Raw genomic sequence first — 15,893 nt, 5'->3', positions numbered from 1 at the left:
ACGCCTTGCGGCATACGCCCCTCAAGCGTACGTGTCTACCAATTCCACCACCTGAGCATAGATGATTGAGGTCGCAAAGAAATGGAGATCTTAGGGACCTTGTAAAGAGCGAAAATGAACATTTCTTAGTTTTCTTCGTATTGGGTTGATTCTCCCGGAACAACCTAGTTAAAACCTTGCCAATATCCCCTTTTCGTCCGTCGCATTCGACTTCTCTAGAACTACAAACATACAGGATGCCCACCTTCTTGCGGCGCCTTTTCAAAATATCAGATGCCTGATTCCACACCCAAGGATTCCAACGAGGAACCGAAACAAGACTCGGTAGACCTTTCAGACCTTCAAAGCTTCAGCTTCGGCACCCAATGGACCGCTGCTAGCAAATCCTCTCCTGACTCGGGAAAGCCTCGCTTTCACAAAGGTGGCCCTCGAGGGGGTGATCGATCTGATCGTAGGCCAGGCGCAAGCGGGCCCGCTCGCAAGGATCGCCGTCCTCCACGCTCGCCGCGTCCTGATGGCGGCGCCGGGGATCAAGGCCATGGCGATCGTCCGCAACAAAGGGGAGACCAGGGCGGCCGCCGTCCTCAGCGTAGAGGAGGCCGTAACGACGGGCCCCGTGCTCCGTTCCATCCCTACGAAAGCCCTGTCTTCGACGTTTGCTTTTACCCGGAAGACAATTGCTTTTCGGCCATCATCAAAGCGATGCGCGGCAACCATATGACCTACGAGTTGTTTCAGGTCGCCAAGTTGTTCATGGAAAAGCCGGATCGCTTCATCGCAAGCGTTACCCGGAAACCAGCCGAAGGCCAAAAGCCTGAAAAGGTTTCGATCTGCGCCATCGACAACATGCCTTTCGCCAATGACGAGGAGGCGATCGCCCATGCTATGGCACACCATGCTGGCGAGTTCTTCACGATCGAGGAAGTGGAAGTGGAAGCCCCGAGCGGCAACTTTCCATTCGTGAACCGCTGTCCTTTCACAAAGGAGCTGCTCGGTCCGCCAAATTACCACAAGTATGAGGTGGCTCTTCGGAACCACCACCGCACGCGTTTGCCCAACATGTCTTTCGAGAAGCTGCAAAGCGCTATCGAAACAGTTCGGGAAGAGGAAGTGGTCGCCGCTTGGTTGGAGAGCCAGAAGAAGGCGACTCGATACACAGCCAAGGAGACTCCCGAAGGCGAGGAGGCGAAGGTATTTGGTTCCGTAGAAGATGCCATGGCGCATCTACGCACGGCGCTGAAGTCCAAGGTCGTGAAGCAAGTTAACTACGCTCGCGTTGCTGGAAATATACTCGAGCAGTACCAGGACAGCGAAGCCTTCAAGGCGATGGATGGCGAACGCCAGCGCCAGCAACGATTCCCGCTGGATGCGGCCAACGCTATCCGCGGTCGCATGCGCCGCGAAAAGTTCAGCATCTACAAGAAGGGAGCTAAAGGGATCACTTACGTTTGTTCGACGAAGCGGAATTTCCGTTCGCCCGGGCAGGTAATGTCGCCCGACTTAGACCGCATCATTCGTTTCTTGGAAACGCACCAGCTGACAAAAGCGAAGGAATTGCCTGCTGCCTACCAAGAATGGCTCAAGTCCGAAGGAGTTGAGGAGGCTGCCGACGAAAAGAAAATCGTGCGTGATCTGCACTGGTTAATCGCCGATGGCTACATCAGTCATTTCGAAGACGACTCTCTTTTCGCCCAGCCCGTACTCGATACAGGAACCACGAAGCAGAAAACCGCACCCGGGACGAAGGGAAGCCAGAAAGCTCCGAAATCCGAAGAATCATCCAAAGCCGACGAGCCGAAAGTAGCAGAGGCTGCGGCTTCTTCCGAGGCGGCTCCCGTCGAGTCGAACGAAAAAACGGAGGAAGCTTCGGCGAATTCTGAGACTTCTGCCGGGACCGCCGATACGGCAACTGACTCCGCGGTGCCTGAAGAAGCGGCCTCGGTCGAGGTTAAGCCCGAAGGCGAGGAAGAGGCGAAGTCCGAGATGGCAGAAGAATCGAAGACCGATGCGGAAGCTGAGGCGACGCCAGCTGATCTTACACCGGAAGCCAAGGAACCGGTCGAAGCCGCCGAGTCCGACCAGGATAAGGCTGAAGAGAAGCATTAGGCTGATTTCGACTCCTAAATACAGTTTTCTCGAAGAGGGAGAGTCGCTTGGCTCTCCCTTTTTTGTATTCAAAAAAGTAGTTCGATCGCGCGGTTTCCTTGGTTATAAGTACGATTAAACAGTCGGATAAGGGAGAAAGGAGTTTTACCTTGCTGGTGGCGAGGGTATGCGTTCACTTAGCGCTTACCTATCCCCTTATAGAAGCCCCGAACATAATTGCTATATGAATGATTCGCATTCCGTCGCGTCCGGCTCAGGTGAACTGAACCCCGACCAAGTCAAACAGCTAGCTAGGCAGCGTTTGCACCGGAGGTCTAGCCTCAGAGTGATCCTTTGCCTGTTACCCATTTGGTTTATCGTTAGCTACGGCTGCGGGATTCTTTTCCGGGATTGGCTCGATGCAAACGCTCCGAGTGTTGGGAACGCTCCGTTTGGATTCTGGATGGCTCAGCAAGGTTCTATTATCTGCTTTGTTCTACTGCTTGTCGTGTACGCGATTTGGATGGGAAAACTGGACGATAAATTTCACCTCGAAGACGAGCAGGAGTAAGTAAATCTGATGTCGCAAGATATATATAATTTCATCTTTATCGGACTCAGCTTCGGTCTCTACATTTTCATCGCGTTTACTTCGCGAGCGTCCTCGACGAAGGAATACTACACTGCCGGCGGCGGGGTATCGCCTTTTGCGAATGGAATGGCGACGGCGGCGGACTGGATGTCGGCAGCTACCTTTATCTCTATGGCAGGAGCGGTCGCTATCAACGGGTACGACGCGTCCCGTTTCCTTATGGGGTGGACCGGCGGCTTCGTATTGTTGACGGTCCTGATGGTGCCTTACCTTCGAAAGTTCGGTAAGCCGACAGTGCCTGATTTTGTGGGGGATCGCTACTATTCGAAACTCGCTCGAGGAGTTGCAGTGGCATGCGCGATTTTCATTTGCATGACTTACATCATGGGTCAGATGCGTGGAGTGGGAGTCGTTTTTTCCCAGCTATTCGGGATTAAGATCCAATCTGGAGTCATCGTGGGGGCCGCTATCGTTTTTCTCTATGCAGGTCTAGGCGGTATGAAAGGCATCACCTACACTCAAGTTGCGCAGTATTGTGTGATGGCCTTTGCCTATACGATACCCGCTATCTTTATCGCCATCGCCTTGACGAACAATTTTGTCCCCCAGCTAGGATTGATTGGAGACTTCACAGTGGATGGAGCCAAAATTCCTTTTCTGGAAAAAATAAATAATATAAATACGGAGCTCGGATTCAGCGAGTATACTTCGGGGACCATGAGTACGGTGAACATGTTTTGTATCACCGCGGCTCTCATGTGCGGCACGGCAGGCTTGCCGCACGTCATCGTACGTTTCTTTACGGTTAAGAATGTTGCCTCGGTGCGAAAGTCCGCGTGTTGGACACTGCTGTTCATAGCGGTCATCTACTTGACGGCTCCAGCGATCGGTTCCTTTTCGCGAGTGAACCTCATCACGAAGTTGCACGAAACGAGTTACGAAAACGCACCGGCATGGTTTAAGGATTTCGAGAACACGGGCCAAATGGCGTGGGTGGATAAGAATGGAGACGGCAAGATCCAGTATTATGGTCCAGGCAAGTCGGACGCTAAAAGCAACGACGTTTTCGTTGGTGGAGCACAGCCGATGTACCCTGCAGACGATGCTCCAGCAAGCCAGTTGAGAGGCGCCTACGGAGAGCGCCTGCTGGCCAATAAAGCTGACGTCACGAATCCGAACGAGTTGTGGTTTGGGTACGACATCATCGTTATGGCAAACCCGCAGATGGCTGGATTGCCTAAATGGGTAATCGCTTTGTTGATGGCGGGCTGTATCGCAGCCGCGCTCTCGACTGCAGCGGGGCTCTTGCTCGTTCTTTCAACGTCGATCTCGCATGACTTCATGAAGAAGATCGTGAAGCCGGACTTGAGCGACAAGGAAGAGGTCAACTATGCTCGAGCGGCTTCTTTCGTCGCCCTTACCGTAGCGTCTTATTTTGGCATCAACCCTCCTTCCGCGTTTATCGCTCAAACCGTAGCCTTCGCCTTCGGTTTGGCAGCGTCTTCGTTTTTCCCGACCCTGCTGATGGGCATCTTTTCCAAGCGGGTTAACAAGCAAGGCGCTGTATCCGGGATGCTATGTGGAATCGTATTCACCATCGGCTATATTATTTATTTCCAGTTTCTGGGTGGAACTAAAAGCGAGTACCTGTTTGGGATCAGACCTGATGGTATCGGGTTTGTGGGGATGATAATCAACTTTGTGGTCGCCTACGCCGTTAGCTTGCTTACGGCGCCTCCCCCGCTGTCGATCCAGCAGATGGTCGCTGAAATTCACGTCCCCGGCGCGGCGACGCATGGCATGGGCGATTCGGACGAAGGTGTCGGAGGTGAAGGGATCTAGTGTGACACTGGGACACCCGCTTTAAGTTTCGAAACGGTCAGTGTGTCGCACTGGCCGTTTATTATATGCTTGCACAGCGAGTGAACTCGGTGCTCGCAATTTCATGCAAGCCGAACGATGTTAGTGACTTACGATTTGAGCTAGCGCTAAATTAATAGCGTGTTCCCCGAAGGTACGAAAAATGCGAATACGGGATTTGATGGAGGAAACCACGAAATGATTGACCCGAACAGATTAACAGAGATGGCGCGCAACGCATTGACTGCCGCCCAAGCAATCGCTCGTCGTAAACAGAACAACGAAGTGGACACGCTACACCTCCTTGCCGCCCTTGCGGAGCAGGATAAAGGTATCGTGCAAGGCGTTCTCAAGAAATTGGAGCTTTCAGATACGGCCCTTTCGCTCGCTCTCGATCGGGAGCTGGACCGTCTTCCAAAGGTTTCCGGAAGCGTCGACAGTTCGAAGATTTTTATCACTCAGGCCACCAACGAAGTCTACACGAAGGCCGAGCAAGAAGCAGCGTCGCTGAAAGATGAATACATCAGCGTTGAACATCTTTTTCTCGCTTTAGCGACCGTGCAGAAGCCCGCGGCTTTAGCGAATGTTCTGAAAAGTTTTAGCTTAGACCGGAGTAAGATCTTGGGAGCCCTGAAGTCAGTGCGTGGTAACCAGAGAGTGACCTCGCAAAATCCGGAAGCCACTTACCAGGCCTTGGAAAAGTATGGTTCCGACTTGGTACAACGCGCCCGTTCAGGGAAAATGGATCCCGTGATTGGGCGCGACGACGAGATTAGACGCGTCATCCGAATCCTATCTCGTAAGACTAAAAACAATCCCGTTTTGATTGGCGAACCCGGTGTTGGAAAGACTGCCATCGCTGAAGGACTTGCCCAACGTATCGTGCGTGGAGATGTACCCGAGGGACTCAAGGAAAAGACCGTATTCTCTCTGGATATGGGGTCTTTGATCGCGGGCGCTAAATATCGCGGCGAATTTGAGGAACGTCTCAAGGCGGTGCTTCAGGAGGTGAAGTCTAGCGACGGGCAAATCCTGCTATTTATCGATGAGTTGCACACTATTGTAGGAGCAGGAAAGACCGACGGAGCCATGGATGCGGGCAACCTTTTGAAGCCCATGCTAGCACGCGGGGAGCTGCATTGTATCGGGGCGACGACTTTGGACGAGTACCGCCGCTATATCGAAAAAGATGCCGCCTTGGAGCGCCGCTTCCAAAGCGTCTTGGTCGATCAGCCAAGCGTCGAGGATACGATTTCTATTCTACGCGGTTTGAAGGAACGTTTCGAGGTACACCATGGTGTGCGCATCCAAGACAATGCTTTGGTTACGGCGACAGTGCTTTCGAATCGATACATAACAGACAGATTCTTGCCGGACAAAGCCATTGACCTAGTGGACGAGGCTTGCGCGGCTATCCGCACGGAGTTGGATAGCTTGCCCGAAGAGCTCGATACGATGACGCGTCGATTGATGCAGCTCGAAATCGAAGCAGCCGCATTGCTCCAAGAAACGGATACAGCTTCCAAGGATCGCCTCGTGGGCGTACAGCGCGAGATCGCCGACTTGCGAGAAGAGGAGAAGGCTCAGCGGCAAATATGGGTGGCGGAGAAGGACGTTATTTCTCAGCTGCAAAAGCTGCGCGAAGAGATCGAAAGCACGAAAGCAGAGATCGAAAGGGCGGAGCGAGCTTACGACTTGAACAAGGCAGCAGAGCTCAAGCACGGGCGCTTGCCGGAACTCGAGGAGCGCTTGATTGCCGCTCAAGCTAAACACAGCGAACGCTCCTTGCTCAAGGAGGAGGTATCGCAGGAAGAAATCGCTGATATTGTCTCTAAGTGGACCGGTGTTCCAGTTACGAAGCTGATCGAAGGCGAACGCCAGAAGCTATTGCATTTAGACGGAGCTTTGGAGGAACGGGTGATCGGGCAACCGGAAGCAATTCGCTACGTTACGGAGGCGATTTTGAGGGCCCGCGCGGGCATCAAGGACCCAAAACGGCCGATTGGTAGCTTCATATTTTTAGGTCCCACAGGGGTAGGTAAAACCGAGCTCGTTAAGACGCTCGCGAGCACGCTTTTCGATAGCGAGGATGCGATTATCAGAATCGACATGAGCGAATATATGGAGCGCCATGCAGTGGCTCGATTGATCGGGGCTCCTCCTGGATACGTTGGCTATGAGGAAGGCGGCCAGCTCACGGAAGCGGTTCGCCGCAAGCCGTACTCGGTTATCCTTTTTGACGAGGTTGAAAAGGCCCATCCAGACGTATTCAATATCATGTTACAGATTCTGGACGATGGTCGAGTAACTGACTCGCAGGGCCGTTTGATCGACTTCAAGAATACGATTGTGATCATGACCTCGAACCTTGGTAGCCAATATTTGCTCGAGCAAGGAGGTGGAGATATATCCGAATCGACTAAAGAATCGGTCATGACCGAGTTGCGCCGGAATTTCCGTCCAGAATTTCTGAATCGTATCGACGAGACAGTAATTTTCAGACCTCTCGATTTGGAAGATATCGAAAAGATCGTCGTACTCCTGCTGGCTGATTTGAACCGAAACCTAGAAGAACGGCGCATAACCGTCGAGCTCGATGAAGAGGCGCTCAAGTGGGTTGCGTTGAAGGGCTTTGATCCCGTTTACGGCGCCCGTCCTTTAAGGCGTTTTATCCAACGCTCTATTCAAACCGATCTGGCGAAGGCAATTATCGGCGGAGAGGTCAGCGACGGGGATACCGCTCGATTCACAGTTTCCGATGACGCTCTCGTCTTAAGCAAATAGGGTACTTTGATCAGTTGGCGGGGCCGCCTTTTGGTTTCGTCCACTTGCTCAGGGTTGCCGCGAGAGGTTTTATTTCTAACGGCTTAGAGAGGTAATCGTCCATACCTGCTTCAATGCATCGCTCACGCGCCCCGTTCAGGGACATCGCGGTAAGAGCGATAATTGGAGTATGCGTTCCGGTTGCCTTCTCGTGGTCGCGGATTCCTCTGGTTGTTTCAAAACCGTCCATTTCTGGCATCTGGCAATCCATCAAGACGAGGTCATAATGCTTCTTGGAAAAGAGATCTAGGGCTTCGAGCCCATTGGAAGCCGTGTCGGCTGAAAGGCCGATGCGTTTCAACATTCCGAGAATGAGCTTCTGGTTGCCTAGGTTGTCCTCGGCAACGAGAACTTTGTGGTTCGCCAAACCTTCGGATGGCTCTAGGTTCAGTGCGTTGTCGAAATACTGTTCCTCCTGTTGGACGCTTGTCTCAAGATAAGCTGTAAACGTAAAGGAGGAACCCGACCCCGGTACGCTTTGGATGGTGATGTCGCCCCCCATCATCTCTGCTAGGCGTTTTGAGATGACGAGCCCCAGGCCAGTGCCACCGTGCTTTCGGCGGGTGGAAGAGTCGGCTTGGGTGAAGGGCTGGAAAAGGCGCTTCTGCACCTCTTCAGTGATTCCGATACCTGTATCGATGACGCTGATACGAACAATTGAGTGTTGACCAGAATTATCGTCAGAGCGGGCTCGTATGCAGACTTCCCCTTCGTTGGTGAATTTTATGGCATTGCTGACGAGGTTTAAGATGACCTGCCGCACTTTTCCGGGATCACCGATTACGAATTCCTGGAGTTGCTCTGAATAATCGAGCTTCAAGGAAAGGCCTTTTTGGGAAGCGATCGGTGACGTAATATTGAGGACTTCCTGAAGCAGTTGTTGGAGGCTGAAACTCACCAATTCGAGTTCTTCGCGGCCGGCTTCGATCTTAGAGAAGTCAAGAATGTCGTTGATGATCGTGAGGAGTGAGTCTCCAGATACGCGGATGGTTTCGACGAAATCCCTTTGCTCGTCGTCTAAGCTTGTCTCGAGCAGCAGTGACGCGAAACCGATTACACCGTTCATGGGAGTTCGCAGCTCATGGCTCATCATGGCTAGGAATTCGCTTTTAGCCTGGTTCGCTTTTTCGGCTTCCTCTTTCGCTTTTAGGAAGGCTGCCGTCCGTTTGTTTACGGTTTCTTCTAGGCTTCGATTTTGCGACTGTAATTCGCCGCGGAGCACGAGAGCATCCAGGGTGGTGGCGGTAAGGGTAAGGGTGAGTGAAATTTGGTTGAGAACGATATTGTGCTGTTCGCTCGGGTCTACTTCGCTGAAGAGACCAATAAACATGCCAAGGGTCCGCTCCCGGGTAGATAGGGCATGCAGCATCAACTTTCTGCCTGACTTCTCATCCGCCCAGAATAGGGGTTTCTGTTGCCGAATAGCCCAAGCGAAAGCACCTTGGTGTATCGATCGGCGGACTACGGATTGGAAGGATGCATATGCGGTGGTGGGGCGGGTCTTGTGTAGCTCGAAGTTGCCGTCTGCCTCGTTCACGAGATAGAATCCAAGCGTCGCGAAATCTTGGATACTATCGAGCTCGTTTTCCGTGATTTGGATGACTTCTCTCACGTTTGTCGCCTCCCGAAGCTTCCTTTGGAAGAAGTCTAAAGTTTCGAAGCGACTTTGGATTTGCTCGTGCTTTTCTGGGTGGCGGGAGTCCATCGCTAGCCTTGGTCGATGTTTTCAGATAGGAATACATGGCAAACGCTGTCGAGCTGCCTCTTTAGTTCTTCAACGATCATTGATAGCTTAGATTCGTCGAAATTCGAAAAACCCCAGGCTGCCTCGGAAAACTCCGGAACGAAGCGGTCTCCGGAGTCTCCAAAATTGAGGGCGGATACGATGAAGCTTGAGATGTGAACGAAGCTGGCCCCTCGCAAGTGTGTGCGTGCCAGCACGGGTTTGTTGTGGTGGCGAACCAGTGTGCTGATGTTTTCCGGAAAACGCCAATGCTGCAAGGCAGCCGCCCCAACTTCGGATTCGTCGAATCCTAGTATCGATTGGGCTGCCTTTTGGTAGAGGGTATCCCTTTTACGGGTACGCTTGTAAATCGCATTGGCCTCTTCAGGAAATAAGCTAGCTATCAGCGGGCGACCAATCTTGTGGAAAAACCCGGCAAGGAAATGACGTTCTGTGTTTGCGTCGCGACTGTCGAGGGCGATGAGCCGAGTGCAAAGTCCCACTGCGATACTGTGTCGCCAGAACCTGTCGCTCTCTACTGGAAACTCCGGAGAGTTGCCTAGGCTTCTAGGCAGTGAGAGGGCGATGCTCATGTTTCGCGTGTTCCTGAGTCCTATCACGCTGAGAGCATCTGGAATAGTGGTGATAGAAACCGGGTAGTTGTAGAAGCTCGAATTCGCCAAGGCTAGAAATCGAGCAGTCAGGTCGGTATCTGACTCTACGATGCGGGCGATGTCATCGAAAGATGATTCCGGACTGTCTACAGCGTCTTCAATGGCAAGAGCGAGGGGGAGGAGGGATGGAAACTTATCAGCGTCCTCGAGGACGGGATTGAGAAGTGAGTTCACTGCTGCTTGGGGGAATGATCGGAGGACTTTGCAGACTCGAGAATCGCCATCTCTCTGATGGCGACTACGACTGGATGGGAGGATTTTACCAGTTTGAAGCGTCTCTGAACTTCAAGCTTCGCGTCGTGCTTAGCGGTATCTGAAAAACTGTTTATCGATACGGATTTCTCGGAGCCTGCCTCGCCCTGTAGGTGAACGCTTTCGACTCCCCACATCATTAGGATCTCGATCTTTTTGTCTGTAAGCTCAGTGCCCGCAGGGAAGAGGAGCCGCGCGTCTAGGTTATAGACGTCGTCGGCCAATACGGAGCCTGAGGTTACTTCGTGTGGTGAGCGATTGGGCATTGGGGAAGGGTTGCTCCTTCTGATCTCAAAGGGGAGATGAGTAATTCAATGGCCCAATGGGCTCAACCATTAACTGGGCTTCTCCAACGGTTTTGCGGGATATACGCTAGTAAGATAAACACGAGTTGTAACGCCCAGAAGCCGGCGAGGTATTGGAACGCGGAATTCATAAATCCGTACGAGTGTAACCCGATACCGAGCATGTTGGTGCCCATCCATGACCAGCTCGTCACGACGTTTCCGAATATGGCCATAGCCATTATGCCTCGGGTCTTGGCAAAACCGCCCCAGCGAGCGTGAAGGATGACCACGTTCCAGAGGACTAAAAGTATGGCTCCGTTTTCCTTGGGATCCCATCCCCAGAACCGGCCCCAGGATTGGTCAGCCCAGATGCCTCCCGTGACCGTTCCAAAGAAGCTGAACAGTGTGGAGAAGCAGACGATGCCGAAGACCACGGACGCGAGCATTTTCCCTATCTTCTTGTCGATGAGCTTGGTGGCGGTGCCCGCTATAACGTAGAAGATAGCGACGAACCCAGCAAAGAAGGTGGAGGCGTAACCAAATGTGACGGTCAGCACATGCACGGTGAGCCAAAAGTTGGAGTCGAGAACCGCCTTCATCTGCTCGAGCGTATCCTTGCCGTCAATCAAGTGGTGAGCAACGATGAGGCTACCTATCCCGATCACTGAGGCTACGAAGCTCCCGATTCCGTTCTTGAAGAGTTTTTCGATGATGAGGGCCAACAGGGTAGCGCCCCAGCCCACGTAGATAGCGGAGGAGTAGAGGTTTATTACCGGGGCGTAGTCGATGATGTAGACGCGGAACCCCATTCCGATTGTATGGAAGGCGAATACAGCGACAGTCGTCCAGAACGCAGCCCGATTGAGTCCACGGGAAGCGAAGGGCCATGAGAAGACGGCCAAGAGGAATACTATCACGTATCCGACGATGGACACGTAGAAGGGACTTAGGTAGTTGAAGAGACGTTCCGCTTTCGCCTTGCTCGCGGCCTCGGGATCGATGTCCTCGATAGCGGATTGCAGCTTTGGAACCGTTTCGTTAAAGGTATCGATATCGTCTTGGCGAAAGGAATCAACGAGGGTCGCCCAGTATACAGTGACGTCACTTGGCTTCCCGTCTCGAGTGATTTCGTCGAGGGCCGAGCTCATCTTGTGCCAGGTTTGTTCGCCTTCGATCGGCGGCATTGGGTGGGTGAAGAAGAGAGCTTCCGACTCGAAGGTTCGGTAGACCTGCATGAAGCTCAGCATAGGGCTTAGCTTTGAAGGATCGAACTCTTCTCCCCGTTGCTGCTTTTGAGTCTCTTCAATTGCTGCCGGGATTAGGGTTTGCAGGGCGGTGAGTTCCTCGAGGAAGCTAGGCGACTCGCCGTGATGGGTGGTGCGGGTGAGATTGTAGAAACGGATTACATTGTTAGCCAGATTGACGACCGCGTTCTGGTAGCGGTTGCGTAGCTGGCTATCGATCTCGGAGGCTTCGATAGCGTCTTCTCGGATCTTGTTGTAGACGGTTCGGATCTCGTTGAGCGAGTAGTAGTGGTGACTACTGCCGGAGCCAAACAGCATGCGCTTGACCATGTTGTCGCTTTCTTTTGGCTCCTTGTGTGGCAGGATGGCTTTTAATCCATCGTCATGGATTCTGAATACAGGACGATCGATCGCTATTTGCGGTTGGAAGAGTACCTCAGCGAGCCATTCTATGGCCATGTGACGGCTGCCGTCCTGATAGGTCGCAGTGCTTTTGCCATTGATGGCGAGGAGCGTATTCCGAGCGACGGAGTCAAGAGGTTGGACGCGTCCGTTCAAGACGACGGGGATTCTCCCGAAGGAGTCGTAGTCCACCTCGGACTTGGGAGTTTGCCTCTTATAGTTCGAGTAGATGGTCCCGAAGAAGAGGCAAAGTGAGATGATGGTAAAAAGGCTGCGTTTCATGCGGCTGCTTTCTTTCTTTTCTTGGAGAAGCGTTGGAGGCTGAAGCCAAATTGCACAACGAGCCCGAGGGTCATGAGGGACGTTGAGATGTAGGGTAGGCTACGGCCAGGGTTACGGACAACTTGGAGAATGGTGGTCGTGTCGTCGTTCATGAAACCTTGTTGGTAGAAGGTCAGATCGTCGTAGCGGAGGGGGTTGTTCATGTATATGAGAAAGTCCTGCTCGAGTCCGGTTGTCTTGTCGCGGACGGTCACTTCGCTTGAGAAGTTCTTTGGAATGTTGGTGCCAAGATAGCGGTCATGGCTGAAGTCTTTCAGAGTGACCGCATAGTCGATCATCTCGCGCTCGCGCCGCATCAAGATCGTGTAGTTGCGACCTCGGTACGAGAACGTCTGGTTGGGCACGAATTCGCGAGCGAGCCAGGTCCCAATCACTTCGGATCCGTTTTCACCGGAGTCTTTCGAGAACAAGGTAACAATGGTGGCGGGCACGTTACGGTCGTTCATCTTGCCAGTTTCCGGTACCTGAATGGCATAGGCTTGCAGGCCGATTCCCTGATTGGCGAGTCTGGCGGAGTCTGGGGTAGATTCGTTGCGGCGCTGCATGACGGAGTTCGGCAGGAATTCGTCTATGCTTATGTTGAAGGGGAGTTCCTCGATCGAGACTTGTTGTTCTCTCTCCAGCATTGCCTGAGGGATTGCGTAGACTCGATCTTTGTCGTCGAAGGTCGTATCAATGATCGCAAGTTCGGACTCTCGAAAGCTTTCGGTGAAATCGACGGTCTCGCCCTCATTTATTGTGAGGCTCGCCTCATGCTGGAAAACGCTGGAGATAAATTCTCCTAGTAGCAGCAGGATAAAGCCAAAGTGGACCATCCAAATGCCAAGCTTTTCCGTCGACATGCGGAAGCGGTAAAAGATCGCCGCAATCATATTTACCAGCAATACGAACCCTATCAGGTAGCCACCAGGCATATAGGGTATGTTGATATCGATCGAGGGTATGTATTGAGTTACGAATACAGTATGGAAATACTTTTCGGTCGCTCCGTGAATGCCGAGGTTTACCTGGTCGATCGTGCCAAAGAGGATGAGAACCATCCCCAGTACAAAGGAACCAATGGTAATTTCAAGTGACGCGAGTAGTTTTAAAAGTGGCTTCATTATTTTGAAAAGCAGAGGCGTCCCTTAGTGGTTGTGGCCTTCGTGGCTGAAGTGAACGCTTTCTAATAGCGATATGAATTCGTCGCGCTGCAAGTCGACCAGCATCGCATCTCCCTTGAGCTTGAAGAACCACGACTTGCCAGCCTTTTCCATGATAGCAACGCGTATCCACTCGTCAGTTACCGATCTTTCACTGTCGTTGCTTGGTTTTAGTTCGAAGACTTTAAATTCCAATCCAGCTTCGTTTTCCAATGATTGGACGGCTGCGGTAACCTGCGCGGCGTCCCAAGGTGAGAGACCGATTTGCCGTCTCCAGCGGTTGACGTTCGCTACGAGCCCTCCGGTATCGCCGGGAAAGGACGTGATGGCGAAATCTGCCGGCGGGTAGCCCTCTTGGGGAATCGAATAGCTGGCAATGCGGATGGAGTTGCCTTCTGTTTCCACCCAGCCTGAGGGAGCGGTAAAGGCGAGATCTCCTAAGTGCTCTCCGTGGGCGCTTCCGGCGAGATCTGCCGAGGAGGTTGCATCGTCACCGAAACGCAATCCGCGCACGAAAGAGCTGAACGAAGGGATTTGGCTTTGCACGGTCGAAAAGGGGCCAGACATTTTCAGGAACCAACTTTGGCCGCGGTACGGGATGACTGCTGCATAGACGCGGCTGGAGCTTTCCGATTTGTCCGCGGCTTTAAGGTCTAGAACGACAGCGCTCATTTCTTCGTTGAGATCTACTTCTACGGCCAGAGCTTCGAGCTGCTCCTGGTCGATCTCGGGCAGTCCCGCTTGGCGGAGCCAGCGATTTGCATTGGCAAGGAGTCCGCCCGTCTCGCCAGGAAAGGACGTGACTGTGATTTCTGCCGAACCAGCGTCATCGGTGAATAGGTAGTTGCCCTTGCGGAATTGGGTAGGCGGTAGCTCCTTCCATTGGGGGGCAGGGGTCCAGGAGATCGGATCCGGCTGCTGGCTCGATGGGGCTGTTTGGGCGGTCGGAAGCGTGGCTGCGCTTGAGCCCTTCGCTACGTCGTAAACCTTCACTTCAGGTTTGCTGCAGCCGCTGGACAGAATGAGTGACGCCGATAAAACGCCGATCGAGATTAGGCACGAATAGGACTTCATATAAATCGTGGGCCAGATAAGTGACTCGAATACCATAAATCAAGCAGGACCGGACTAGAGGGGGAGTACTGTTGAATTCTAATACTGACTATTAGCTGTTAATCCCGCATGCGTGAAGGGTTGCCAAAGGCGTTCGGCTCGGTCTAAAGACCTTTGCAACAGCGTTTTCTACCATGGCGAAGAAAGAATCCTCACTTGACCGCGTACTCGGCCGTATCGAAAGTCTCGATGCCACGAATCTGACGAACCTAGCGCAAAAGCTCGCTCGGGAGCGAGCCTACTTGGAAACTGTTTTCAACACGGCGCTCGAGGGAATCCTGGTCGTCGACGAAGAAGGCGAGGTGCAGTACGCCAATGAGTCAGGCCAACGCATGATCGGCTTAAGCGACAGCGAGTTGGGAACGACGCTACTTTGGCGACTCATCCCCGGACTGCGCGACTCGTTGGGACTGGACGAAGGCGAGCCGCTGCGAGACTCGATCAGTTCCAGAGAGCTGGAGCTTACCTACCCGGAGCGTCGGTACGTGAGGATCTATTTCCTGCCTTTCAAGGAGCCAGTTGGAGACGACGAAAAGCAGTTCGTGGTGATGTTGTCCGACATTACCAATGAAAAGATATCCAAGGATGAGACGATCGAGTCTGAAAAGATAGCTTCCATCCTTCTGTTGGCAGCCGGGGTGGCCCACGAGTTGGGGAATCCACTCAATTCCCTGACCATCCACCTGCAGTTGATGGAACGTCAGTTAAAGAAGCTGGGGGAAAATTCGGGGTCTGGAAAGCTCGTCAGTTCCTTGAATGTCTGCCGAGGCGAGGTCGAGCGCCTAGATGGTATTGTAAAGAACTTCTTGGAAGCCATCCGGCCACAAGATCCAGATTTTCAAGTCCTCGATTTGAGCCTCGTCCTCGAAGAGGTCCTGGAGGTCGTCGGCTCCGAGCTCAATGACCGGGGAATTTCGGTCGAGGTCGAAGTTATTTCTGAGGCTCCCATCGTGCGAGCGGATCGAAACCAGATGAAACAGGTTTTCTTCAATCTCATAAAAAACGCCATGGAAGCGATGGGACCCGGCGGAGATTTGCGTATCGTATCCCGCTCGGATGAGGAAAAGATTTATCTACGCTTTGGCGATTCGGGAGAGGGAATCCGGCAGTCCGACCTGTCACGCGTCTTCCAGCCCTACCACACGACTAAGAAAACTGGCTCGGGACTCGGCTTGATGATCGTGCAGCGAATTGTGAGAGGGCACGGCGGCCAAGTGGGAATCGACAGCCAGGAAGGCGTCGGCACGGTGGTGACCATCGAGCTGCCCAAGCGGAATCGGAAGCTGGTTATGCTAGGAGGATAGGGCTTCCGCGAAGCATCCCCTCTTCTCGAGGACTTGATTGAGACAAAACC

Annotated in this window: 11 protein-coding genes; 5 read left to right on the top strand and 6 right to left on the bottom strand. The window is 52.9% G+C overall.

What is annotated here, in order from left to right; translation table 11 throughout:
* Positions 1-273: 273 nt before the first annotated feature.
* From QEH53_RS18570 to clpB, 4 genes are all read left to right on the top strand, one after another.
* Positions 274-2,106: a hypothetical protein gene (locus tag QEH53_RS18570; protein WP_309024715.1), complete on the top strand. Its 1,833-nt coding sequence runs from the start codon at positions 274-276 to the stop codon at positions 2,104-2,106.
* A gap of 223 nt (positions 2,107-2,329) precedes the next feature.
* Positions 2,330-2,656, top strand: coding sequence for a DUF4212 domain-containing protein (locus QEH53_RS18565; RefSeq protein WP_309024714.1), 327 nt, complete (start codon positions 2,330-2,332; stop codon positions 2,654-2,656).
* 9 nt (positions 2,657-2,665) lie between these two features.
* Entirely contained in the window at positions 2,666-4,519 is a 1,854-nt protein-coding gene (locus QEH53_RS18560) for a sodium:solute symporter family protein (RefSeq protein WP_309024713.1), read from the top strand.
* A 219-nt stretch (positions 4,520-4,738) separates the two neighbouring features.
* Positions 4,739-7,321: an ATP-dependent chaperone ClpB gene (clpB, locus tag QEH53_RS18555; RefSeq protein WP_345785741.1), complete on the top strand. Its 2,583-nt coding sequence runs from the start codon at positions 4,739-4,741 to the stop codon at positions 7,319-7,321.
* Between the two features lie 10 nt (positions 7,322-7,331).
* Here the strand turns inward: clpB and QEH53_RS18550 are convergent, their stop codons facing one another.
* The 6 genes from QEH53_RS18550 to QEH53_RS18525 form a co-directional block, all read right to left on the bottom strand.
* Positions 7,332-9,065 (bottom strand): ATP-binding protein, encoded by a 1,734-nt coding sequence (locus QEH53_RS18550; protein WP_309024711.1) that lies wholly within the window; start codon positions 9,063-9,065, stop codon positions 7,332-7,334.
* A gap of 2 nt (positions 9,066-9,067) precedes the next feature.
* Positions 9,068-9,931 carry an HDOD domain-containing protein gene (locus QEH53_RS18545; RefSeq protein ID WP_309024710.1) on the bottom strand — a complete coding sequence of 288 codons (864 nt, stop codon included), beginning with the start codon at positions 9,929-9,931 and terminating at the stop codon, positions 9,068-9,070.
* Positions 9,928-10,275: a hypothetical protein gene (locus QEH53_RS18540; RefSeq protein WP_309024709.1), complete on the bottom strand. Its 348-nt coding sequence runs from the start codon at positions 10,273-10,275 to the stop codon at positions 9,928-9,930. Before QEH53_RS18540 ends, QEH53_RS18545 begins: the two co-directional genes overlap by 4 nt.
* Before the next feature lie 62 nt (positions 10,276-10,337).
* Positions 10,338-12,224: a cytochrome c biogenesis protein CcsA gene (locus tag QEH53_RS18535; protein ID WP_309024708.1), complete on the bottom strand. Its 1,887-nt coding sequence runs from the start codon at positions 12,222-12,224 to the stop codon at positions 10,338-10,340.
* Positions 12,221-13,387: a cytochrome c biogenesis protein ResB gene (locus QEH53_RS18530; RefSeq protein ID WP_309024707.1), complete on the bottom strand. Its 1,167-nt coding sequence runs from the start codon at positions 13,385-13,387 to the stop codon at positions 12,221-12,223. The genes QEH53_RS18535 and QEH53_RS18530 overlap by 4 nt, the downstream gene beginning before the upstream one ends.
* A gap of 24 nt (positions 13,388-13,411) precedes the next feature.
* Entirely contained in the window at positions 13,412-14,500 is a 1,089-nt protein-coding gene (locus QEH53_RS18525) for a hypothetical protein (protein ID WP_309024706.1), read from the bottom strand.
* A gap of 173 nt (positions 14,501-14,673) precedes the next feature.
* On the opposite strand from QEH53_RS18525, the gene QEH53_RS18520 reads away from it, so the two are divergent.
* A complete protein-coding gene (locus QEH53_RS18520) occupies positions 14,674-15,843 on the top strand; it encodes an ATP-binding protein (protein ID WP_309024705.1) in 1,170 nt (389 codons plus the stop codon).
* Positions 15,844-15,893: the final 50 nt, after the last annotated feature.

It is taken from the genome of Pelagicoccus sp. SDUM812002 (genome assembly GCF_031127835.1).
GTDB lineage: Bacteria > Verrucomicrobiota > Verrucomicrobiia > Opitutales > Opitutaceae > Pelagicoccus.
Note: the sequence above shows the minus strand (reverse complement) of the source record. Positions and strands in the feature narration are given on the sequence as shown.